The organism is Streptomyces viridifaciens (assembly GCF_001888885.2).
Classification (GTDB): Bacteria; Actinomycetota; Actinomycetes; order Streptomycetales; family Streptomycetaceae; genus Kitasatospora; species Kitasatospora aureofaciens.
Genome location: NZ_CP090841.1, coordinates 1,365,382 through 1,386,639 on the forward strand (window position 1 = coordinate 1,365,382; position 21,258 = coordinate 1,386,639).

Here is a 21,258-nt window from a genome sequence, read left to right on the forward strand (position 1 = left end):
CGAGGAGGAGCACGGAGATGGCGTACTACCGGCAGCTGGGCAGCATCCCGCCCAAGCGGCACACCCAGCACCGCACACCCGAAGGCGGGCTGTACTACGAGGAGTTGATGGGCGAAGAGGGCTTCTCCTCCGACTCGTCGCTGCTCTACCACCGGGGCATCCCCTCGGCGGTGGTCAACGCGGCGCCCTGGGAGCTGCCCGACCAGTCCACGGTGCCCAACCATCCCCTGCTCCCCCGCCACCTCAAGCTGCACGAGTTGTTCGCGGACCAGGAGTGGAAGTCCGCGGACGTCGTGGGCAGCCGCCGTCTGGTCCTCGGCAACGGCGACGTGCGGATCTCGTACGTCGCCGCCGGGGCCCCCAGTGAGCTGTACCGCAACGGGCTCGGCGACGAGTGCGTGTACGTGGAGTCCGGCTCGGGCACGGTCGAGACGGTCTTCGGCTCGATCGAGGTCGGTCAGGGCGACTACGTGATCATTCCGCGCGCCACCACCCACCGCTGGGTGCCCGCCGGGGACGAGCCGCTGCGCGCCTACTGCATCGAGGCGAACAGCCACATCACCCCGGTCAAGCGCTACCTGTCCAAGTACGGGCAGCTGCTGGAGCACGCGCCGTACTGCGAGCGCGACCTCCGCGGACCGGTGGGGCCGCTCGTGGTCGACTCTCCCGGGGACGTCGACGTACTGGTCAAGCACCGCGGCCCGAACGGCGTTTCGGGCACCCGCTACACCGTGCCGCACCACCCCTTCGACGTGGTCGGCTGGGACGGCTGCCTCTACCCGTACGCCTTCAACATCCGGGACTTCGAGCCGATCACCGGCCGGATCCACCAGCCGCCGCCGGCCCACCAGGTGTTCGAGGGCAACGGCTTCGTGATCTGCAACTTCGTTCCGCGCAAGGTGGATTACCACCCGCTGTCCATCCCGGTGCCGTACTACCACGCCAACGTGGACAGCGACGAGGTCATGTTCTACTGCGGCGGCGACTACGCGGCCCGCAAGGGCTCGGGCATCGGCCAGGGCTCGATCTCGCTGCACCCGGGCGGGCACACCCACGGGCCGCAGCCGGGCGCGTACGAGCGCAGCATCGGCGTGGACTTCTTCGACGAGCTGGCGGTCATGGTGGACACCTTCCGGCCGCTGGAGCTCGGCGAGGGCGGACGGGCCAGCGAGGACTCCAACTACGCCTGGACGTGGGCGGGTCGGGGGCCCGGGCGATGAGCTCCGGCACTCCCGCAGTCCCCTCCGCGGAGACCTCTGCGGGCACCTCCGCGAGTCACTTCGCCGTCCCGGAGCTGTTCCGCGGGCTCTTCGACGACGCGGCGGTGTTCCCACCCGGGAACCTGCCGGTCGTCGAGGCGGTGCCCGCGCACCGCGCCCACCGCACAGCCTGGTACGCGGACGCGGTCGGCCCCCTCCTCTGCGGGGCGGGCCGGTTGGGCGAGCTGGCCGCGGCGGTGGAGGGCACCAGGCCGCTCAGGGTCGGGCTCGTGCTGCCGGGGGGCAGCCCCGAGCTCGGGCCGGCGCTCACCGCCGCCGCGCCCTTCGAGCTCGCCGGGGTCGAGCTGGCCACCCGGGACACTGCCGAGGCGGTCGCCGAGCTGGACCGGCTGCTGCCCCCGGACGTGCCCGCCGCCGTCGAGCTGCCGCGCGAACTCCTGCGCGGGGACGGGCTGGACGAGACGCTGGACGTCCTCGTCGACAGCGCCTACCGGGCGAAGTTCCGCACCGGCGGGGTCGTCGCGGAGGCGTTCCCGGACGAGGACGAGTTGGCCGCCTTCCTCACCGGCTGCGCCCGGCGCGGCCTGCCGTACAAGTGCACGGCCGGGCTGCACAACGCCGCCCGGCACACCGACCCGGAGACCGGGTTCGAGCACCACGGCTTCCTCAACGTGCTGCTGGCCGCACAGGAGACGGACCGCGCCGCAGCCGCCGAGGTGCTCGCCGAGCGCGACGGCGAGGTGCTGGCCAAGGCCGTCCGCGCGCTGAGCGGGCACCAGGTCACGGTGATCCGCAACTCGTTCACCGCGTTCGGCACCTGCAGCATCACCGAACCCCTGGACGACCTGGCCGCGCTCGGCCTGCTGTCGCCCAGTCCACTTGTCCAGGAGGACCGTTGAGCACCCCCCGCAGCTGGCTCACCAGCGCCCAGGACTCGCCGTTCGGCGTGCACAACCTGCCGTACGGCGTCTTCACCGCGGCCGACCGGCCCGGGCAGCGCCGGATCGGGGTGCGCGTCGGGGACTTCGTACTGGACGCCGGGGCGGCCGCCCGCGCGGCCGGCGCGGCGTCGGCGCTGCTGGCCGCGGACTCGCTCAACCCGCTGATGGCGGCAGGGCGTTCGGTCTGGACGCAGGTACGGAACGACCTCACCACCTGGCTGACGGACGAGTCCTTCCGCGAGGCTATCTCGCCCGCGCTGGTGCCGGTGGGCGAGGTCGAGCTGCACCTGCCGTTCGAGGTCGCGGACTACGTCGACTTCTACGCCTCCGAGCACCACGCCACCAACCTGGGCCGGATCTTCCGCCCGGGCTCGGAGCCGCTCACCCCCAACTGGAAGCACCTGCCGATCGGTTACCACGGCCGGGCGGGCACGGTGTTGGTGTCCGGCACCCCGGTGGTACGGCCGCACGGACAGCGCAAGGCGCCCGCCGACGCCGTGCCGAGCTTCGGGCCGTCGCGTCGGCTGGACATCGAGGCCGAGGTCGGCTTCGTCGTCGGCGTGCCGTCCGAGCTGGGCCGACCGGTCACACTGGACGACTTCCGCGAGCACGTGTTCGGCGTCTGCCTGGTCAACGACTGGTCGGCGCGCGACATCCAGGCCTGGGAGTACGTGCCGCTCGGGCCCTTCCTGGGCAAGTCCTTCGCGACCTCGGTCTCGCCGTGGATCGTGCCGCTGGACGCCCTGCAGCACGCCCGGGTCTCTCCGCCGGAGCGCGACGTCGAGCCGCTCGCGTACCTGGACGACCGCGGCGGCGAGCCGTGGGGCCTGGACCTGGCGATGGAGGTCCGGCTGAACGGGCACCTCGTCTCGCGCCCGCCGTTCGCCGGCATGTACTGGACGGCGCAGCAGCAGCTGACCCACATGACCGTCAACGGCGCCTCGCTGCGCACCGGCGACCTCTTCGCCTCGGGCACGGTCAGCGGGCCCGAGCCGGACACCCGCGGTGCGCTGATCGAGCTGACCTGGAACGGCGAGGAGCCGCTCAAGCTTCCGGACGGGACGACCCGGACCTTCCTGGAGGACGGCGACGAGGTCGTCATCACGGCAACGGCCCCGGGGCCGGACGGCGTGGTGGTCGGGTTCGGCGAGGTCTCGGGCCAGGTGCGGGGCTGAGGGAGCGCCTCATGGCTCGTGGCTCGTGACCGACGGCTGACGGCTGACGGCTGACGGCTGAGCCGACAAGTGACAGCTGACAGATAGCAGCTGACAGATTTCATCATCTGAAATCTGTCAGCTGTTGTCTGCTTTCCCACTCCCGCCGCCTACAGCCCCGCGCCGCCGGTGGCGTCGATGACCCGCCCGGTGGCCCAGAGCGCGTCGTCCGAGGCGAGGAACGCCCACGGACCCCGACCGCGCCGCCCGAGCGCGGGACCGCGATCACACACCGGCCTCGCGATCACCACCACCGGTCCGCCCCGGTACGGTGGACAGCGGAAGGCGAGATCACCGAGGGAGCGGGAGCGGTTCCGATGGGCGCAGAGGTGGCGGAGGTCCGGACGGTCCTGGACGGCGACGGCGGTCTCGGACGGATCGTGCTGAACCGCCCGCGGGCGCTCAACTCGCTCACCCACGGCATGATCACCACCATCCGCGCGGCACTGGACGAATGGATCGCCGACGGCCGGGTGCGCGCCGTCGTCCTGACCGGCGCCGGTGAGCGCGGGCTGTGCGCGGGCGCGGACCTGCGCGCGATGCACGACGAGGTCAGGGCCGGCGGGGCCGGCACCCGCGCCTTCTTCCGCGACGAGTACCGGCTGAACGCCCTGATCGCCCGCTACCCGAAGCCCTTCGTGGCACTGATGGACGGCATCACCATGGGCGGCGGCATCGGGCTGTCCGCCCACAGCGCGGTGCGGATCGTCACCGAGCGCTCCACGATCGCGATGCCCGAGACCCGGATCGGCCTCGTCCCGGACGTCGGCGGCAGCCGCCTGCTCGCCCACGCCCCAGGTGAGTTGGGCACCCACCTCGGCCTCACCTCCGCCTCGATGGGCCCCGGCGATGCCCTGCTGTGCGGCTTCGCGGACCACTTCGTCCCGTCCGAGCGCGTCTCCGAGCTGCTCGACGCCCTCGCCCGCAGCTCCGACCCGGCCGCGACCGTCGCCGCCCACGCCGAGCCCGCGCCGCCCGCCGAACTCGCCGGACAGCGCGACTGGATCGACGCCTGCTACGCGGCCGACACCGTCGAGGAGATCGTCGAGCGGCTGCTCAACTCCGGTGTGCCGGAGGCGAAGGAGTCCGCCGAGCTGGTGCTCGGGAACTCCCCGACCGCCGTCAAGGTCACCTTGGCTGCACTGCGCCGCGCCCGTGCGCTGACCACGCTGGAGGCGGTGCTCGACCAGGAGTACCGGATCTCCTGCGCCGCACTGGACGGCCGCGACCTGATCGAGGGCATCCGCGCGCAGGTGATCGACAAGGACCGCAGCCCGCAGTGGTCGCCGCGTACGCTGAGCGACGTGACGGAGGCCGACGTCGCGCGCTTCCTCGCCCCGCGTGAGGGCGACGAGCTGGGCCTGGCCTGACCGGGCCCCGCAGGACTGGACGTCCCCGGGCACCGACGGCTTCGGCCTCTCGGACAGCCGGGCGGTGACCCGGCGGCACTTCGGCGTGGACGCCGAGTCGGTCACCGTCGCAGCGCTGACCGCCCTGACCCACCGGGGGGAGGTCAAGGCCGGGACCGTACGGCTGGCGGCCGAGCGCCACGGCGTCCGGTTCTGACCTTCCCGCTGCTTCGGCGACCGGCTGGACAGCCGGCTGGTGACCGGCGTCTCGCATACCAAGACTGGCGCGAGGCGGGGCGCGTCGTAGATCGTTGGGTGGTCAGGGCGCGCCCGCGCGGCGCCGAGCAGTGGAATGGCCGAGCAGCGGATTGGAAGTAACGGCGATGACCGAGACCGAGACCTACGAGACGATCCTGGTCGAGCGCAAGGGCCGGGTCGGGCTGATCACGCTCAACCGGCCCAAGGCGCTCAACGCGCTGAACACCCAGCTGATGAACGAGGTCGTGGCCGCCGCCACCGCCTTCGACCGGGACCCGGAGATCGGGTGTCTGGTGATCACCGGTTCGGAGAAGGCCTTCGCGGCCGGCGCCGACATCAAGGAGATGCAGGACAACCGCTTCCCGGACGTCTACCTGGACGACTGGCTGGGCCCGTGGGACCGCATCGGCGCGCTGCGCAAGCCGGTCGTCGCGGCGGTGGCCGGGTTCGCGCTGGGCGGCGGCTGCGAGCTGGCGATGATGTGCGACATCCTGCTTGCCGCGGACACCGCGAAGTTCGGGCAGCCGGAGATCAAGCTCGGTGTGCTTCCGGGCATCGGTGGCTCGCAGCGGCTGACCCGGGCGATCGGCAAGGCGAAGGCGATGGACCTGTGCCTGACCGGCCGGATGATGGGCGCCGAGGAGGCGGAGCGGGCCGGCCTGGTCGCCCGGATCGTCCCGGCCAACCAGCTGCTGGCCGAGGCACTGGCCACCGCCGAGACCGTCGCGGCGATGTCCACCCCGGCGGCGATCATGCTCAAGGAGAGCGTCAACCGCTCCTTCGAGACCACGCTCGCCGAGGGCGTCCGCTTCGAGCGCCGGCTGTTCCACTCGGTGTTCGCCACGGCGGACCAGAAGGAGGGCATGTCGGCCTTTGCCGAGAAGCGGGCGGCGAAGTTCGAGAACCGCTGACGGGCGACGGATGACAGATGGCAGCTGACAGATTTCAGATGATGAAATCTGTCAGCTGCCATCTGTCTTCTGTCATCTGTCTTCTGTCATCTGTTTTCTGTCAGCTGCCATCCGTCGGCCGGCATCCGTTGCCCGTCCGCCGTTCCTCGCCTCCGTCAGACCTCCTCCACCAGCACCGTGTTCAGCCGGGCCAGGCCGCTCCGCGTGGCGGCGACCACGATGCGGTCGCCCGGGGCCAGTCGCCGGGTGCGGTCCGCGAAGCCCCAGTGCAGCTGGTTGCTCCGGGCGAAGCGGGCGGCGATCACCCGTACGCCGCCCGGGTCCTCCAGGTCGTGCCGGTTCAGGCCGATGAGTCCGCTGCCGTCCTCCACCGTCAGCTCGGCGATCAACAGCACGTGCCGGAACACCGACAGCGTCCCGCGCACCTCACTGCCCATCAGGGCGGCGGCGAAGGCGGGCGCGGCCAGGTAGGAGACCGAGCGGGAGGCCGCGTTGTCCAGCGTCCGGTAGAAGTGGCCGGCGAAGTCGTCGTCGAACAGCCGGACCACCACCCGCACGTCGGGGTTGCCGTGGCGGGCCTCCAGCGCCGCCTCCAGGTTGGTGGCGTCGTCCCCGCTGAGCGCGATCACCGCCCGGCTGTGCTTCAGCCGGGCCCGGCGCAGCTGCTCCTCGAACGGCCCGTCGCCCAGCACGACCGGGATGCCGAGCGCCCGGACGGCCGAGATGCCGCGGGCCTGCGGGTCGCGCTCCATGCAGACCACCGGCACCCCCATCTCGTGCAGCTGGGTGGCGACCCGGGTACCGACGTTGCCGAGTCCGACCACGATCACGTGGTCCCGGGTGCCCGCGCTCGGGTTGCGCGGCAGCCCTCGCCGCCCGGAGCCGAGCACCTCGACCGCGATGGCGGTGGCGACCGGCGCGAAGGTGATCCCGCAGATGGTGATCACCACCTGGGCGACCCGTTGCCAGAGCCCGCCCGTCCCGGTCCCGGCGGCGATGTCGGCCTGCTGGTCGGGCTGGGCGGCGCCGGCCAGGTCGAGCAGTGAGATGTAGACGGTCCAGCCGAAGTCCCGGTTGAGGTACCAGAGCACGGCGAAGGCCATCAGCACCGCGGCGAGCGCGATGAGCAGTACCACCCGCAACCGGGCGTTGGTGAGGAAGCGCATGGTGTCGAGCACCCGCCAGCGCAGCCGCCGCGCCCAGCTGATCGGCTCCCGGGGCTCCATCCGCAGCGCCTGCAGCGCCGCGATCCCACCCGGCGGCTCCTCGGGCTCGACCCCGGGGTCGGGCTCGACCGCACGCTCGACCTCAGGCTCGACCTCGGGCTCGACCTCGGGCCCAACCGCAGGCTCGTGCCCGCGCTCGGGCTCGCCCTCGGAATCAGGCCCGGCTTCGGGCTCCGGCTCCGGTGCGCGGCGCAACCCGCCCTGCCGGACCGGTCCGTCGTCGCCGAACTCCCGGGCGAGCCGGACGAACTGGGCCGAGTCGCCTTCCTGTTCCGGCAGCAGGCGGATCTTGCTGAGGTCCTGCCGGTCGATGTGGTCGGCGACCACGCAGATCCGGTCCGAGCTGATGGCGTCGTCGAACGCGATGTGCAGGTAACGGCCGTCGATCTCCACCGAGTTGGGCCGGCCGAGCGCGGCGGCGGCGAAGGCCGGGGCGGCGGTGGCGGAACCGGACAGCGCGGCGCCGTTCCTGAGCAGCCGTTCGATGTTCTCGCCCAGACGCTGGTTGAACATCCGGAAGACGATCCGGATGTCCGGGTTGTGGCCCTGGGCGCTGAGCGCGGCATGGATGTTGTCCTGGTCGCTGCCCTCGACCAGGGCGAGGCCGCGCGCGGTGTCGATGGACACCGCCCGCAGCGCCTCCTCGGTGAGGTTCGGGTACTCGACCACGGCCGCCACGCCCGTGATCTGCTCGATCTGCGGTGCGTGGTCGCGGGTGCGGTCGGTGACCAGGACGACGACCGGAACTTCGTAGTGCTCGACGAGTTCCAGGACCAGCCGGTGGGCCAGTGCGTTGCCCCCGCAGACGATGTAGTGCTGGCTGATCGGCTCGACCGGAGGGGTCCCCCACCCTTCAGAAGTCATACCGACGGATGGTATCGACGACAGGTGGCCGGAGGATGTCGTTCCGGCAGCCGGGATGACTCGAACGGACGTACCCGCCGTGCGGTCCGGCGACGGTGCGAAGAGGCTGGAGTCCGTTCTCCGCCCCCGACCCGAGGAGTACGCCGTCGTGGCCCCTCCGATCATCACCCCCGAAGGAACCCCGGTCCAGGGTCCGCTCGGCCAGCTCGCCAAGGCCGCCTGGCAGGTCCTGCTGGCCGCCGGCGTGGCTTCGCTCGCCCTCGGGATCGTCGTCTTCGTGTGGCCGCGCGAAACCCTGCTGGTGGTGGGCGTACTGTTCGGCCTCTACCTGCTGGTCATCGGCGTCGTGCAGCTGGTCGCCGCATTCGGCACCCACGTCACCATCGCACTACGGGTGCTGGCCTTCATCAGCGGCGCGATCAGCGTGCTGCTCGGGCTGCTCTGCTTCCGCAGCGCGGCGCAGTCGCTGCTGCTGCTCGCCCTCTGGATCGGGATCGGCTGGCTGTTCCGCGGCATCACCCAGCTCGCCGCCGCGATCTCCGACCCGCTGATGCCCGCCCGCGGCTGGCAGGCCTTCGCAGGTGTGGCCAACACCCTCGCGGGCGTGCTGCTGATGGTCTGGCCGGTCGGCTCGATCGCCGCGCTGACCGTGCTGGCCGGGTGCTGGCTGGTGATCCTCGGCTTGGTCGAGATCGCGACCGCCTTCCAGGTGCGCGGACGGGCGAAACAGATCCCGTCCGGAGTCTGAACGCGGCGCCGACGCCGCGGCGGCCGTCACCGACCGGGTCTCCGCCCCCTGCTACGGCCGGGGAGCGTAGCCGAGCCGGAAGGTGGCGGCCTCCAGCCGTTCCGGTCCGAGGCGGACGTCGGTCAGCCGCTCGGCGAGCGCGAACGCCGCCTCGGTGTGCAGCGGGTGGCGCCCGCCGTCCGGCTGGAAGCCGCAGGCCGCCAGCAGTCCGACGATGCCGGGGGCGTCGGCGTCCGAGCCGTGCCGCTGGTCGGCGAAGAGCGGCTCGAACTGCAGCCGGCAGGAGCCGTGCTCCCACCAGTTGAAGTGGTCCACCGCGTTGGCGTTGCGGAAGTGCGAGACCAGCCGGGTGCCCTCGGCGAGCCTCGGTATGACGTCGTGCAGGCTGCCGAGGTAGCCGTACGGCTCGATCGCCAGCGCCCAGCCGTCGAGCTCGGTGACGGCGACGAGGAGCCGGTCCTCGTCCAGGTCGAACAGGGCCTCGGCCTCCTCGTCCTCCCCGTCGTCGAAGGTCTCCCACGCCGCGATCACCGCGTCCAGGCCGGTCACCTCCCGGCCGGCCGGGGCGTCGAAGCGGCGCAGCAGTTCCTCGGCGCCGATCCCCTCGACCTGGGTGAGGCAGTACGCCTCGCCGAGGACGGGGTAGCGCTGTTCGAACCAGGTGTAGTCGGTGGCGTGTGCGGCGGTCATGCCCAGATGCTGCCAGACCGCACCGACAACGCCCGCCGCACACCCCGGCCGCTCACAGCCAGACCGGCGCGTCCGTCCCCCAACACCCGGGCGGTCGAGCCCAGTCGGCGGGCGCACCGTCGTAGCCGATCGGCGGCAGGGCGTACCGCAACCGCCCGTACGCCGAGTCGGTCTCGGTGAGCCAGTGAGACGCGTCGTACGGCCGACTGTCCGGGCCCGACGCGTCCGCCGGCTCGGACCGGATGCCGTGCAGCAGCCAGGAGGCCGTGCCGGCCAGGGAGAAGCGCAGGTGGCGGCCGCCGGGGTGGCGGGTCCGCTGTTCGGTGAGGGCACGCAGGACGGCGGCGGCGAGGAGGTAGCCGGTGCCGTGATCGAGGGCCTGGGCGGGCAGTGCCCCGGGCCGGCCGTCGGGGGACGCCTCGTGCGCGGCGATGCCGACGCCTGCCTGGACCAGGCTGTCGAAGCCGCGGCGCCCGGCTCGCGGACCGGTCCAGCCCCAGGCGCAGAGCTGGGCGAGGATCAGGTCGGGGCGGCGGGCGAACAACGCGTCGGGGGCGAGGCCGTGGGCGTCGAGCGCCCCTGGGCGATAGGCGCTGACGACCACGTCGGCGGTGTCGAGCAGGCCCTCGAAGGCGGCCCGGTCGGCCGGGTCGGCGAGGTCCAGGCGGGTGGAGCGCTTGCCGAAGCCGGTGTCGGTGTGGGCGTCGTCGGCCTCGGGCAGCCGGGGCGAGTCGATCCGCAGCACGTCGGCGCCGAGCAGGGCGAGGGTGCGGGTGGCGACCGGTCCGGAGATCACCCGGCTGAGGTCGAGGACCCGGATCCCGGTGGCGGGCCGGTCCACCGGGGCCGCGGGCAGCGGACGAACGGGCGCGGCACCGACTTCCCGGCACTCCATCAGGGGGTGTACGTCCCCGCTCACCGGCGCGACCGCCACAGCCAGCGCCCCCGCCGCGTACGCACGGTCCTGGACCTGCTCGGCCGGCAGTTTGGCGAGCGCTCCGGCGAGTTGCTCGGGCCCGACGTCGGGGGCGAGGTCGAGGACGGCGAGCAGCCGGTCGCGGTGGTGCGGGTAGTTGGCGTGGGTGCGGACCCAACCGTCGGCGGCGCGCCAGAAGCCGGAGAGGGGAGCGAAGCTGACGGGCTTGCGGCCGTCGACCTCCAGATGCCGCTCGCTGACGAAGGAGGTGGCGACCGCGCCCTCGTCCACCCGGACCACGGGAACCGGCCCGCCGCTGCGGTGCGCGGCGAGTTCGGCGGCGGCCAGCGAGCAGGCGGCGACGGTGGTCCGGGCCAGCTGTCGGACCGGCAGGCCGGAGGGCAGGCCGTCCGGCGGGCCGTGGAAGCCCACCCGGTCCAGCAGCTCGGCCGGTCCGCCGAGGGCGGCCCAGACGTCGGCGGTTGGGCGGTCGGCGGGGCCGGGCGTGGGCCGGGGCGCGGGCTCCGGCCGGGGCGCGGGCTCGGGGGCGACGTCGGGCGCGACCTCGGGCAGTGTCGGACGTTCGGTCATGCCGGGCATTGTGCTCCCCATCCGGTCCGCTCGCCGTGACGCAGGCCACCGCCCGAACCGCTCACGCATCCGGCCGCGCGCCGCCCGACCGCACGCCGCCCGGGCCTGCCCTGATGACCGCAGGCCACGGCAGGCCTGACGGACCGGCAGCCGGATGCCCCACCGACGCCCCCCGACCGACGGGTTAGGGTGCGGAGCAGCGGCCGCCTCGGCCGACGCACGGGAGCTGAGTGACAAGGGGGAAGCATGCACACGATCCGCCGTCTCGACCTGGGCTACTTCGTCCGGCCGGCCTCCGAGGTGGGCGGCCCCGAGCCGCGGGTGGAGCCGGTGCTCGCGTACCTCGTCCGCGGCCCGCAGGGGCTGCTGCTGTTCGACACCGGGATCGGCGCGGGCTCGCCGGAGACCGAGGCGCACTACCGCCCGGTCCGCCGCCCGCTGCCGGAGGCGCTCGCCGCGGCCGGCGTCTCGGTCTCGGACGTCGACCTGGTGGTCAACTGCCACCTGCACTTCGACCACTGCGGCGGCAATCCGCTGTTCGCCGGGACTCCTGTCCTCGTCCAGTCGAACGAGCTGGCCACCGCCCGGCGCGACGACTACACCATCGACGCCCTGGTCGACTTCCCCGGTGCCGTGTACCGCGAGCTGGACGGCGAGACCGAGATCTGGCCGGGCGTCCGGGTGCTGCCCACGCCCGGACACACCGACGGCCACCAGTCGCTGCTGGTCGAGCGGCTGGGCGACTGCACCGTACTGCTGGCCGGGCAGGCGTACGACTTCGCCACCGAGTACGGGCAGGCGCTGCTGGCCCGGCGGGCCGCGCGCGAGGGGGTGGCCGCGCCGCTGCCCGGGTACCGGGCCTGGCTGGACCGGGTGGCGGAGCACGCGCCGCGCCGGGTGCTCTTCGCGCACGACCACGCGGTCTGGGAACCCGCCTGACGGACCGGCCCCCGAGGATGGGCGACGGGCGGCGGGGCGGGGCTCAGGGACGGTACAGAGGTGTTCAGAAGGTGAAGCGCAGCGCGCGGACCCGGTGGTCGAAACTGGACGGGACGAGCACCGGCTCGCCGAGCGACCGTGCCCCGGGCAGCCGCGTGAACAGTTCGCGGAACAGCACCGTCATCTCCTGCCGGGCCAGGTGGGCGCCGAGGCAGTAGTGCGGTCCGCCGCCGCCGTAGCCGAGGTGGGGGTTGGGGGTGCGGGTGATGTCGAAGGCCTCGGGGTCGGGGAAGACCGTCTCGTCCCGGTTCGCCGAGCCGTAGTACAGCGCGACCTTCTCCCCCGCCCGCAGCAGTGGACCGCCCGGGCCGCCGAGCTCGTGGTCGACGGCGACGGTCCGGCGGAACTGCACGATCGGGGTGGCGTGGCGGACGATCTCGTCCACCGCCCCGTCGAGCCGACCGTCCAGGTCGGCGAGCAGCAGCGCGCGCTGCTCGGGGTGGACGGTCAGCAGGTGGAGGCCGTGGGCGAGCGCGTTGCGGGTGGTCTCGACCCCGGCGACCAGCAGCAGACTGAAGAACGCGCCCAGTTCGCGGCCGGTCAGCCGGCGGCCGTCCACGTCGGCGGTGACCAGCGCGGAGATCAGGTCCTCGGCGGGACGGCGGCGGCGCTCGCGGCCGATCTCGGCGACGATGCCCTGCATCCGGGCGAGTGCCGCCAGCCCGCGCCCTGGCACCCGGAGTCGGCCGCGTCGGGTCCGGGCCACCCCGGTGCCCGCCGAGGTGCGGTTGACCAGGCCGAGGATGGTGCGGCGGGACTCTTCGGGGATGCCCATCATGGAGCAGATCACCTGGAACGGGAGCTCGGCGGCGACCGGGCCGACGAAATCCTCGGGCCGGTCGCGTTCGACCTCGTCCACCAGGGCGGTGGCGATCCGGCGGACGTCCTCCTCGATCCGGCCGAGCAGGCGCGGGGTGAAGGCCCTGGAGACGATCCGGCGCAGTTGGGCGTGCCGGGGGTCGTCGAGGTTGACCATCGAGTCGCCGAACAGCAGCCGGACCCAGCGGGGCGGTTCCGGGGTGGTCACGCCGGGGCCGGAGCGGAAGACGGCGGGGGTCCGGCTGGCCTCGACCACGTCGGCGTGCCGGACCAGGGCGTGGAAGCCTCGGCCGGTGGCACGGTCGCCGAAGTAGACCGGGGCGGGCCTGCGGCGCAGCTCGGCGAAGGCCTCGGCGCGGGCGGGGGCCGGCAACCGCCAGAAGCGGGGGTCGGCGAGGTCCGGGGGGCCCACCGTCGGGGTGGGGACCTCCGTCGGAGTGTTCATGGCCGCGCCTCCTGCTTCCGATCGGACCCGTTCCGGCACGTACGTTCCGTGCTGGAGTGTGCACATGTAGTGAGCGGAAGGCGCGTGTGTCAAGCCGGTTCGACGACCGGGTGAAATCGAGCTAAAACCGTTTGATCGGCCGATCCGACGGCCGGGCATGGTCTCACGGGCGGAAACCGGCCATGACCGGAGGGTGCGGCACGGCCGGGGCGCAGCGGGTGCGACGATGAGTGCCATCGTGATGACCGACCGGATCCGCCTGCTGCGCGCCGCGGTCTTCGCCGCGCTGTGCGTGGCGATGGCCGCCACGGCGCACGTCGCCATGGCCGGGGCCGGGGTCTCGCCCCCGGTGCTGCTCGGCGCGTTCGGGGCCGTCCTCGGGCTGACCTGGCTGCTGGCCGGAAAGCGGCGCGGAATCGGTGTGATCAGCGTCTGGATGGTCGCGGCGCAGAGCGCGCTGCACCTGCTGTTCCAACAGGCCGGGGCGGCCGGCCGCGGGGGCTCCGGTCTCGGTCGGCTCGCCACCCCGGACTGGGCCGCCCTGCTGCTCTGCAACCCGGACCGGGCCGGCGGCGGGCTCTCGCCCGTCGAGCTGGCGCGGATGGCGGGCATCGACCCGGACGTCCCACCGCCCGCCGGCAGCCTGCGGCCGATGGCGGGGATGCACCACGGGGCGGCCGGGTCGGTCGACGGGGTGGCCATGGACATGGGCCTGTCGGGGGCGGCTGGAATGCCGGGCATGCCCCCGGGGATGACGCACCAGATGTCCGGCGGGATGTCCGGTCAGATGTCCGGCGGGATGCCCGGTCAGATGTCCAGCGCAATGACTCATGGCATGTCGACCGGGATGGCCCTCGCCCACGTCCTGGCGGCGCTCGCCTGCGCGCTGCTGCTCTGGCGCGGTGACGCCGCGCTGGTCCGGGTCTTCGAGCTGCTCGCCGCGCTCGGGACGGTGGTCGCGGGAGCGCTGCTGCTCCCGCTGCTGACGCTGTTCGCCCGCCCCCTCGGGTACCGGCCGCCCGCCGCCTTCCGGCCCGCCGACCGGCCGGCCCGGCCGCTCCGATCGGTGCTGCTCACGCACGCCGTCGTCCGGCGTGGGCCGCCGGCGCTCGCGCTCGCCTGCTGACGCGCCCGCCGCGCTCCTCCCCCTCCGGCCGGACTCCGGCCGCTTCCGGGACCCTCGCGTCGGGCAGGTCGCCCTGTCGCGCCGCCGTTGCCCTGCGCCGTCACGCCCCGTGCCGTCGCGCGCCGTGCCGCCGCGCAGTCAGGGCTCCGGCCCTCGTCCGCGTCCGCGTCCATCGGCCTCCCTCGCGGGAGGTGCGGTGTGCCGCGCGGCCAGGGGCCACGGACGACTGCGGTGCCGCCGTGCGCGGCGCCGCTCCAGCCCTCCCCTCGGGACCTTCCCATGCCTCACTTCGACGGCGCACCGGTCAGCACCGGCGCCACCGTCCTACCGCTCGGCGGTCTGCTGCCCCTCCGGCGCCCGACCGCTCGCAGCGTCCCCGCCCAGCCGGGCCGACAGCCCGGCCGCCCACGCCTCCGACGGACCGTCCGCAGCGGCCGCCGACACCTGGTCGCGCAGTCGTTCCGCGCGTTCCAGCCAGTCCCGGCAACCGGTGCAGCGCGCCAGGTGCTTGTCCAGCCGGGTGCCGGGCAGGCCGCTCGGTTCGCCGTCGAGCCGGGCGGACAGAGCGGTACGGAACTGCGCGCATCTCATACGGCCATCGTCCCGCACGGCTGCCCGGCCGGGAACGGACGGGTCACGTCCGACACCGGGTCCCGCAGGGCCTGCGGGACCCGCGGGAGCTGTAGGACCCGCCGGATCGGGAGCGGCAAGGTCGGAGGCCGCCGTGGATGACGACCAGCTCACGGCGCTCGCGCTGACCGCCCGCTCGGGCCGGGCCGCCGACGTCGAGGCCTTCGTCCGGGCCACCCAACGGGACGTCTGGCGCTTCGTCGCCCACCTGACCGACGTGCAGTCCGCCGACGACCTCGCCCAGGAGACCTTCCTGCGGGCACTGCGCGGCCTCCCCGCCTTTGCCGGGCGGTCCTCGGCCCGCACCTGGCTACTGTCGATCGCCCGGCGCACGGTGATCGACCGCTACCGAATGGCCGCCGCCCGGCCGCGCTGCGCCGCGCTGCCCGACTGGCAGGAGGCGGCGGAGCGGCAGAGCAGCACCCCGACGGCGGGGTTCGAGGACGGGATCGCCCTCGGGGACCTGCTCGAACGAGTGCCCGCCCAGCGGCGGGAGGCCTTCGTGCTGACCCAGGTGGTCGGGCTGACCTACGCCGAGGCGGCCGAGGTCGCCGGATGCCCGGTCGGCACCGTCCGCTCCCGCGTCGCCCGGGCGCGCGAGGAGTTGATGGCGCGACTGCGGGCAGCCGAGGCTGGGGAGCTCGCGGCGGCCTGCTGAGCGGCGGGCGGCGAACGGATAACAGCTGACAGATGTCAGCGAACAGATGACAGATTTCGAAATCTGTCATCTGTTATCCGTTCGCTGAAAGTTGTTCGTTGCTCGTCCGGAAAATTCCCCCAAATGTTCGGAACCACGCCCCCCCGCCCCCGACTGCTGTACCGGACGCCGCCGCCGAGGCGGTGCTCGGTGCAGCAGCGGGGAACGGAGAAAGTTCGTGCGGACGCAAGGACCTTCGCACCACACCGACCCGACGACAGGTCAGGTGAAGCAGGTCGAACGATGGAGCCTGGTCGTGGCCGCCGGACTGCTCTCGTTCGTCGCGATGCTCGACATGAACGTGGTGAACCTGGCGCTCACCGACATGTCCTCCGGTCTGCACGTCTCCGCCGGGGTCGCCCAGTGGGCCGTCCTCGGCTACCAACTCCCCCTGGTCGCCTTACTGTTGCCCGCAGGGCGGTGGCTGGACCAGGTCGGCACCCGGTCCGCGCTGCTGCTTGCGGTCAGCTGCTTCGCGACCTGCAGCGTGCTTGCCGCCCTTTCCCCGTGGGCGAGTTGGCTGATCGCGGCACGGTTGTTGCAAGGGGCCTTCGGGGCCGTCCTGTTCGTCCTGATGCCGGTACTGGCCGCGACCTCCGTCCGGCCGGAGCTGCGCGGTCGGGCGATGAGCGTGCCTGCAACGCTGGGACCGCTCGGTGCCGTCACCGGCCCGGTGGTCGGCGGCCTACTGCTGGACCACCTCGGCTGGCGGGCGATCTTCCTGGTCAAGCTGCCGGTCTGTCTGGCCGCCGTCCTGATCATGCACCGGAACGCGCCGCGACGCGGTGGGCTCCGCCTGCCCGACCGGAGTTCGCTGGGCGAGGCCGCCCTGATCGGCGCGGCGGTCGCCGCCGTCCTGCTCGGGCTCACTCTGGCGCCGAAGGCCCCGCAGTGGCTACTGCTCGCGCTGCCCGCCGCGCCGCTGGTGCTGCTCTGGCTGCGCCGCCCGGGTGGTCGGCCGGTCGCCGAGGTGCTGCGGGCCGCCGGGACCGCCGGGGTGAACGCCTCGGTGCTCGCGCTCGCCGCAGGCTTCGCGGCCTGTCAGTACCTGCTCGTCCAGTACCTGCGCGGCCCGCACGGCGAGAGCGCCACCGCCACCGCGCTGACCATGCTGGCCTTCCCGCTCGGCATGGTGCTGGCCGGCCGGGTCGGCGGCCGGCTGGCCGACCGCTGGGGCGCCCGGCCGACCGCACTCACCGGTGCCGTCGTCACCACCTGCGGCCTGGCGTTGCTCGTCCCGGTGGACTCCGGCTGGTCCACCCTCGGCGTCGCCGCGCGGCTAGCCCTGGCCGGTGCCGGGATGGGCCTCAACGGCGGCCCCACCCAGGCGCTGGTGATGACCGCTTCTCCGCCCGGGAAGCTCGCCACCGCCGGCTCCGCCGTCCAGCTGTCCCGCAGCCTGGGCTTCGCCCTCGGCCCGGCCCTGGGCACCGCCGCCGCGGTGGCCGGCGACCGACCCGGCGCCGCTACTCACGCAGGCATCGCCGTGGCCGCCCTGGTCGCGGCCACCGCCGTGGTCCTGCTCGCCCGGTACCGCCGCCCGCAGACCTGACAGTCGCCCGAGACCCGCCCGCCCCCGCCCCCTTCGGAGGAACCACATGACCGACACCGTCCGCACCCCGCCCCCAGCCGACGCCACGACCACGGCCACGGCCACGGCCACGGCCGACGCCACGACCACGGCCGGGACCGGGACCGGGACCGAGCCCGCGCCCGGGGCGCCGCGCTGCCCGTACGGCCACGACCGGCTCCCGAACCCCGTCCCGCTGCACGGCCCGGACTACAAGGCCGACCCGTACCCCCTCTACCGCCCGATGCGGGAGGCCGGGCCGGTGCACCGGGTGGAGTTCCCGAGCGGCATCCACGCCTGGCTGGTCACCGGGTACCAGGCCGCCCACGCGACCCTCAACGATCCCCGGCTCGGCAAGAACCACGCCCTGGGCAACGACAACTGGCGCCGACGCGCCTCGATCATGCCGGAGCCCCAGCACTCCCAGCTCCAGGTCCACCTGCTGCACCAGGACCCGCCCAAGCACACCGCCATGCGCCGCCTGGTGCTGGACGCCTTCGCCCCGCGCCGGGTGGAGTCGCTGCGCCCGCGGTTGCAGGAGCTCGCCGACGCCCTGGTGGACGAGCTGCCCGCCACCGGCGGCGCCGACCTGGTGGCGGGCTTCGCGGCCCACTACCCCTTCCGGGTGCTGGCCGAAGTCATCGGTCTGCCCGCCGAGTTGGCCGCCCGCTTCGACCGCGACTGGGGGAAGGTGGTCCAGCCGGTCGGCCCCCGGGACCCGGGGCGGCCGGCGTACGAGGCACGGCTGCGCGGCCTGCAGACGTACATCGCCGAGGTGGTCGCCCGCAAGCGCGAGGACCACCGCGCCCCCGGCTGGGACGAGCGGGAGGACCTGCTCGGCCGGCTCGTCGCCGCCCACGACACGGGCGGGTTGAGCCGCGAGGAACTCGACTCGATCGTCTTCCAGCTGCTGGTCGCCGGGCAGGAGCCGGTCACCAACCAGATCACCACCATGGTGATCACACTCCTGCGCCACCCCGAACAGCTCGCCGAACTGCGCGCGGGCCTCGACGAACCGGGCCGCCTGGCCCGGGCGGTGGAGGAACTGCTGCGCCACGACGCCGCTTTCGAGCTCACCACCTGGCGCTTCTTCGCCGAGGACAGCGACCTGTTCGGCACCACCGTTCCGGCCGGCGACTCGGTCATCGTCTCGCTGTGCGCCGCCAACCGCGACGACGAGCAGTTCCCCGAGGCCGACCGCCTCGACCTCGACCGCACGCCGAACGCCCATCTCGCCTTCGGCCACCGCATCCACTACTGCCCCGGCGCCGCCCTCGCGCGGGCCGAACTCCAGATCGCCGTGGGCACCCTGCTCGCCCGGCTGCCCGGGCTGCGCCCGGCCACCGCGCCCGGTGACGGCCTGGACGAACTCGCCTGGATCCCAGCCGTCCTGGCCCGGGGCGTCAACCGGCTACCGGTGGTCTACGACCGGCGCGACTGAGCCCCGCCACCCAGCCACCCGACTAGCCAGCCAGCCGCCCACGGCTCCGGCCTGCCCGAAGCCCGTACGCCCGCCCATCCGTGGAGGAGATCCATCATGCCGCCCGTCGGCGCCGCCCCCCTCACCCCCGCCGCCTCCTTCGTCACCGGCATCACCAGCACCCCCGAGCAGCGGTCGACGGAGCGGCTCGCCGCCCGCATCCTCGGACTGCTGCTCCCGCACCGCCGCGCCGCCGACCCGGAGTTCGACGCTCGCCCGGAGCACTTCCCCTTCCAGCTGGCCCAGTTGGCGGGCTACATCGACGCGGGCGAGCCCGTCGTCTTCACCCTGCCGGGGTTTCCGTGCAAGTCGCCGAACCCCGCGAAGGTGCTCGGCCACCTGCCCGACGAGGGGGAACGGTTGTCCCTGACCTTCCTCGACGAGCTGTGCGCCCGGATAGGCCGGATCCACCCGCCCGGCGCACGGATCCTGATCTGCTCGGACGGCCACATCTTCGGCGACCTGATCAACGTCGCCGACCCCCACATCGACGCGTACTCGGACGAGTTGACCGCGATGATCGACCGCGAGGGCCTGCGCCACCTCGACACCTTCGACCTGCGGGCGGTGCTCGGCGAGCTGCCGTACGACGAGAAGCGCGCCCGGGTGCACGAGCGGTACGCGCCGAGCGTCGAGGAACTGCGCGAGCAGGTGCTGACCGAGCAGGAGACGCTGCGGCTCTACCGCGGCATCACCCGCTTCCTCACCGAGGACACCACGGGCTTCCCCGGCACCAGGTCCGCCCTGCAGCGGGAGTGCCGACGCCGCGCCTACGGGGTGATCCAACGCAGCCGGTCCTGGGGCGAGTTGATCGGCGAGCAGCATCCGCGGGCGGTGCGGCTGTCCATCCACCCGCAGCCGGTCGGCGCGGCGAAGTTCGGCATCCGACTGCTGGCGGCCGCCGACGCCTGGATGACGCCCTGGCACTCGGCGGTGCTCCACCGCCCGGACGGAAGATGGGAGTTGCTCCGCAACGAGGAGGCCGCCCGGCTCGGCCGACTGGTGGAGCGGGACGGCCGGCCGAGCCACTACGAAAGCCGTTGAGTCGCAGAGCCGCAGAGCTGCGGAGCGGCCGGGCCGCAGAGCCGCCGTACCGCAGAGCCGGTGAGGCCGGGCCGCCCCCGCGCCGGATTACCCGAGCTGCCCGGGGACGCCCGCCGGGGAGCGGTGGTCGAAGGCGATCAACGGGTCGCCGGTGAGTGGGTGTTCGACCACCGCGGCGCGGACGCCGAACACCTCGGCCAGGAGGTCTGCGGTCAGCACCTCGCGCGGCGCCCCGGAGGCCACCAGGGCGCCGCGGTGCAGCACGTGCAGCCGGTCGCAGACCGACGCGGCGGCGTTGAGGTCGTGCAGCGCGACCAGCGTGGTGCGGCGCTGTTCCCGCAGCAGCGCGAGGAGTTCGACCTGGTGCCGGACGTCCAGGTGGTTGGTCGGCTCGTCCAGCACCAGGACGTCCGGCTGCTGGGCGAGTGCCCGGGCGAGCAGCACCCGTTGCCGTTCGCCGCCGGACAGTTGGGCGAAGCGGCGCTCGGCGGCGTCGGCCATGCCGACCCGGAGCAGGGCCTCCGCAGTGATCCGGTGGTCCTCGGGGTCGTCGGCCGCGAAGGCCCGCTTGTACGGGGTGCGGCCCATCGCCACCACCTCGCGCACGCTCAACTCGAAGTCGCCGCCGCGCTCCTGGGGCAGTGCGCCGATGTGCCGGGCGGACTGCGCGGGCCGCAGCGCCCCGAGGTCCTGCCCGGCCAGCAGCACGCGCCCCGCGCTCGGCCGCAAGTGCCGGTAGACGGTGCGCAGCAGGCTGGACTTGCCGCTGCCGTTGGGACCGACCAGCCCGGCGATCTCCCCCTCCTCGGCAACCAGGTGGACCCCGGCCACCACCGTCCGCCCGGCCAGGGCGACGCTCAGGTCCTCGACGGCGATCCTCAACTGCGCTCCAGTCGTCGGTCCAGCAGGTAGAGCAGGGTGGGCGCGCCGAGTACGGCGGTGACCACGCCGATCGGCAGTTCCTGGCCGTCCAGGGCGGTGCGGGCCACGGTGTCGACCACGACCAGGAGCACCGCCCCGGTGAGGGCGGACAGCGGCAGCAGCCGCCGGTGGTCGCCGCCGGCGAGCAGGCGGCAGACGTGCGGCACCATCAGCCCGACGAAGCCGATCGCCCCGGAGACGGCGACCAGCACCCCGGTGAGCACGCTGGTGACGACGAACACCTCGCGGCGCAGCCGGGCGACGTCCACGCCGAGCCCGGCGGCCGTCTCGTCGCCCATCAGCATCGCGCTGAGTCCGCGGGCCCGGGCCTGGAGCAGGGCCAGTCCGAGTGCCACCGCGACGGCGGGCACCGCGAGTTGGGCCCAGACGGCGCCCCCGTGGCTGCCCATCAGCCAGAACAGCACGCCGCGGGTCTGCTGCTCGTCACTGGTCTGGAGGACGAGGTAGCTGGTGATGCCGCCGAGGAACTGGGCGATGCCGATGCCGGCCAGCACCAGGCGCAGCGGCGAGAAGCCGCCGCCGCGCCGGGCCATCAGCCAGACCAGGGAGAACGCGGCGAGCGCGGCGGCCAGCGGCCC

At 73.6% G+C, this 21,258-nt stretch carries 19 protein-coding genes and 1 pseudogene; 13 read left to right on the top strand and 7 right to left on the bottom strand.

All coding sequences use genetic code 11. The annotated features are described in order from the left end of the window. Positions 1-17: 17 nt before the first annotated feature. From BOQ63_RS13580 to BOQ63_RS13605, 6 genes are all read left to right on the top strand, one after another. Positions 18-1,220 (top strand): homogentisate 1,2-dioxygenase, encoded by a 1,203-nt coding sequence (locus tag BOQ63_RS13580; RefSeq protein WP_030280248.1) that lies wholly within the window; start codon positions 18-20, stop codon positions 1,218-1,220. Further along, positions 1,217-2,119: a hypothetical protein gene (locus tag BOQ63_RS13585; RefSeq protein ID WP_223885925.1), complete on the top strand. Its 903-nt coding sequence runs from the start codon at positions 1,217-1,219 to the stop codon at positions 2,117-2,119. The genes BOQ63_RS13580 and BOQ63_RS13585 overlap by 4 nt, the downstream gene beginning before the upstream one ends. Beyond that, positions 2,116-3,336 carry a fumarylacetoacetase gene (fahA, locus tag BOQ63_RS13590; protein WP_072654314.1) on the top strand — a complete coding sequence of 407 codons (1,221 nt, stop codon included), beginning with the start codon at positions 2,116-2,118 and terminating at the stop codon, positions 3,334-3,336. Before BOQ63_RS13585 ends, fahA begins: the two co-directional genes overlap by 4 nt. Before the next feature lie 356 nt (positions 3,337-3,692). After that, entirely contained in the window at positions 3,693-4,745 is a 1,053-nt protein-coding gene (locus tag BOQ63_RS13595; protein ID WP_030280242.1) for an enoyl-CoA hydratase/isomerase family protein, read from the top strand. After that, positions 4,717-4,941: a hypothetical protein gene (locus BOQ63_RS13600; RefSeq protein ID WP_030280240.1), complete on the top strand. Its 225-nt coding sequence runs from the start codon at positions 4,717-4,719 to the stop codon at positions 4,939-4,941. Before BOQ63_RS13595 ends, BOQ63_RS13600 begins: the two co-directional genes overlap by 29 nt. Before the next feature lie 166 nt (positions 4,942-5,107). Further along, a complete protein-coding gene (locus tag BOQ63_RS13605; RefSeq protein WP_072654315.1) occupies positions 5,108-5,893 on the top strand; it encodes an enoyl-CoA hydratase in 786 nt (261 codons plus the stop codon). A 155-nt stretch (positions 5,894-6,048) separates the two neighbouring features. On the opposite strand, the gene BOQ63_RS13610 is transcribed toward BOQ63_RS13605, so the two are convergent. Continuing rightward, on the bottom strand, positions 6,049-7,983 hold the full coding sequence (locus BOQ63_RS13610; protein ID WP_072654316.1) for an NAD-binding protein: 1,935 nt from the start codon (positions 7,981-7,983) through the stop codon (positions 6,049-6,051). Positions 7,984-8,131: 148 nt separating this feature from the next. On the opposite strand from BOQ63_RS13610, the gene BOQ63_RS13615 reads away from it, so the two are divergent. Further along, positions 8,132-8,731: an HdeD family acid-resistance protein gene (locus BOQ63_RS13615; RefSeq protein ID WP_072656246.1), complete on the top strand. Its 600-nt coding sequence runs from the start codon at positions 8,132-8,134 to the stop codon at positions 8,729-8,731. Positions 8,732-8,782: 51 nt separating this feature from the next. On the opposite strand, the gene BOQ63_RS13620 is transcribed toward BOQ63_RS13615, so the two are convergent. Beyond that, the gene (locus BOQ63_RS13620) at positions 8,783-9,421 is read right to left on the bottom strand and encodes a DUF6461 domain-containing protein (RefSeq protein ID WP_030280232.1); all 639 of its coding nucleotides are present in this window, start codon (positions 9,419-9,421) and stop codon (positions 8,783-8,785) included. 52 nt (positions 9,422-9,473) lie between these two features. Then, complete coding sequence (locus BOQ63_RS13625) at positions 9,474-10,928, bottom strand: CoA transferase (protein WP_150475872.1); 1,455 nt, start codon at positions 10,926-10,928, stop codon at positions 9,474-9,476. A 246-nt stretch (positions 10,929-11,174) separates the two neighbouring features. Between BOQ63_RS13625 and BOQ63_RS13630 the strand changes: the two genes are divergently transcribed. After that, the gene (locus BOQ63_RS13630) at positions 11,175-11,867 is read left to right on the top strand and encodes an N-acyl homoserine lactonase family protein (protein WP_072654317.1); all 693 of its coding nucleotides are present in this window, start codon (positions 11,175-11,177) and stop codon (positions 11,865-11,867) included. 64 nt (positions 11,868-11,931) lie between these two features. Here BOQ63_RS13630 and BOQ63_RS13635 read toward each other — a convergent pair whose 3' ends face one another. Next, a complete protein-coding gene (locus tag BOQ63_RS13635) occupies positions 11,932-13,191 on the bottom strand; it encodes a cytochrome P450 (protein ID WP_030280227.1) in 1,260 nt (419 codons plus the stop codon). A gap of 226 nt (positions 13,192-13,417) precedes the next feature. On the opposite strand from BOQ63_RS13635, the gene BOQ63_RS13640 reads away from it, so the two are divergent. Next, positions 13,418-14,317 carry an oligoendopeptidase F family protein gene (locus tag BOQ63_RS13640; protein WP_150475873.1) on the top strand — a complete coding sequence of 300 codons (900 nt, stop codon included), beginning with the start codon at positions 13,418-13,420 and terminating at the stop codon, positions 14,315-14,317. Positions 14,318-14,641: 324 nt separating this feature from the next. On the opposite strand, the gene BOQ63_RS13645 is transcribed toward BOQ63_RS13640, so the two are convergent. Next, entirely contained in the window at positions 14,642-14,908 is a 267-nt protein-coding gene (locus BOQ63_RS13645) for a zf-HC2 domain-containing protein (RefSeq protein ID WP_037828532.1), read from the bottom strand. Between the two features lie 133 nt (positions 14,909-15,041). Between BOQ63_RS13645 and BOQ63_RS13650 the strand changes: the two genes are divergently transcribed. The 4 genes from BOQ63_RS13650 (at position 15,042) to BOQ63_RS13665 (ending at position 19,738) form a co-directional block, all read left to right on the top strand. After that, positions 15,042-15,605 carry a sigma-70 family RNA polymerase sigma factor gene (locus BOQ63_RS13650; protein WP_033349202.1) on the top strand — a complete coding sequence of 188 codons (564 nt, stop codon included), beginning with the start codon at positions 15,042-15,044 and terminating at the stop codon, positions 15,603-15,605. A 265-nt stretch (positions 15,606-15,870) separates the two neighbouring features. Continuing rightward, complete coding sequence (locus BOQ63_RS13655) at positions 15,871-17,196, top strand: MFS transporter (RefSeq protein ID WP_223885926.1); 1,326 nt, start codon at positions 15,871-15,873, stop codon at positions 17,194-17,196. A gap of 46 nt (positions 17,197-17,242) precedes the next feature. Continuing rightward, positions 17,243-18,655 carry a cytochrome P450 family protein gene (locus tag BOQ63_RS13660; protein ID WP_191093558.1) on the top strand — a complete coding sequence of 471 codons (1,413 nt, stop codon included), beginning with the start codon at positions 17,243-17,245 and terminating at the stop codon, positions 18,653-18,655. A 96-nt stretch (positions 18,656-18,751) separates the two neighbouring features. Continuing rightward, a complete protein-coding gene (locus BOQ63_RS13665; RefSeq protein ID WP_072654320.1) occupies positions 18,752-19,738 on the top strand; it encodes an L-tyrosine/L-tryptophan isonitrile synthase family protein in 987 nt (328 codons plus the stop codon). 87 nt (positions 19,739-19,825) lie between these two features. Here BOQ63_RS13665 and BOQ63_RS13670 read toward each other — a convergent pair whose 3' ends face one another. Further along, positions 19,826-20,620, bottom strand: a complete 795-nt coding sequence (locus BOQ63_RS13670; protein ID WP_072654321.1) for an ABC transporter ATP-binding protein — start codon at positions 20,618-20,620, stop codon at positions 19,826-19,828. Then, positions 20,617-21,249, bottom strand: a pseudogene (locus BOQ63_RS13675) (FecCD family ABC transporter permease); the annotation flags it as partial. The pseudogene BOQ63_RS13675 and the gene BOQ63_RS13670, both read right to left, overlap by 4 nt. Positions 21,250-21,258 lie beyond the last annotated feature (9 nt).

Coding starts and splice junctions, on each gene's coding strand:
- BOQ63_RS13580 (WP_030280248.1), top strand. CDS start 18: ATGGCGTACTACCGGCAGCTGGGCAGCATCCCGCCCAAGCGGCACACC.
- BOQ63_RS13585 (WP_223885925.1), top strand. CDS start 1,217: ATGAGCTCCGGCACTCCCGCAGTCCCCTCCGCGGAGACCTCTGCGGGC.
- BOQ63_RS13595 (WP_030280242.1), top strand. CDS start 3,693: ATGGGCGCAGAGGTGGCGGAGGTCCGGACGGTCCTGGACGGCGACGGC.
- BOQ63_RS13605 (WP_072654315.1), top strand. CDS start 5,108: ATGACCGAGACCGAGACCTACGAGACGATCCTGGTCGAGCGCAAGGGC.
- BOQ63_RS13610 (WP_072654316.1), bottom strand. CDS start 7,983: ATGACTTCTGAAGGGTGGGGGACCCCTCCGGTCGAGCCGATCAGCCAG.
- BOQ63_RS13620 (WP_030280232.1), bottom strand. CDS start 9,421: ATGACCGCCGCACACGCCACCGACTACACCTGGTTCGAACAGCGCTAC.
- BOQ63_RS13625 (WP_150475872.1), bottom strand. CDS start 10,928: ATGACCGAACGTCCGACACTGCCCGAGGTCGCGCCCGACGTCGCCCCC.
- BOQ63_RS13630 (WP_072654317.1), top strand. CDS start 11,175: ATGCACACGATCCGCCGTCTCGACCTGGGCTACTTCGTCCGGCCGGCC.
- BOQ63_RS13635 (WP_030280227.1), bottom strand. CDS start 13,191: ATGAACACTCCGACGGAGGTCCCCACCCCGACGGTGGGCCCCCCGGAC.
- BOQ63_RS13640 (WP_150475873.1), top strand. CDS start 13,418: ATGAGTGCCATCGTGATGACCGACCGGATCCGCCTGCTGCGCGCCGCG.
- BOQ63_RS13645 (WP_037828532.1), bottom strand. CDS start 14,908: ATGAGATGCGCGCAGTTCCGTACCGCTCTGTCCGCCCGGCTCGACGGC.
- BOQ63_RS13660 (WP_191093558.1), top strand. CDS start 17,243: ATGACCGACACCGTCCGCACCCCGCCCCCAGCCGACGCCACGACCACG.
- BOQ63_RS13665 (WP_072654320.1), top strand. CDS start 18,752: ATGCCGCCCGTCGGCGCCGCCCCCCTCACCCCCGCCGCCTCCTTCGTC.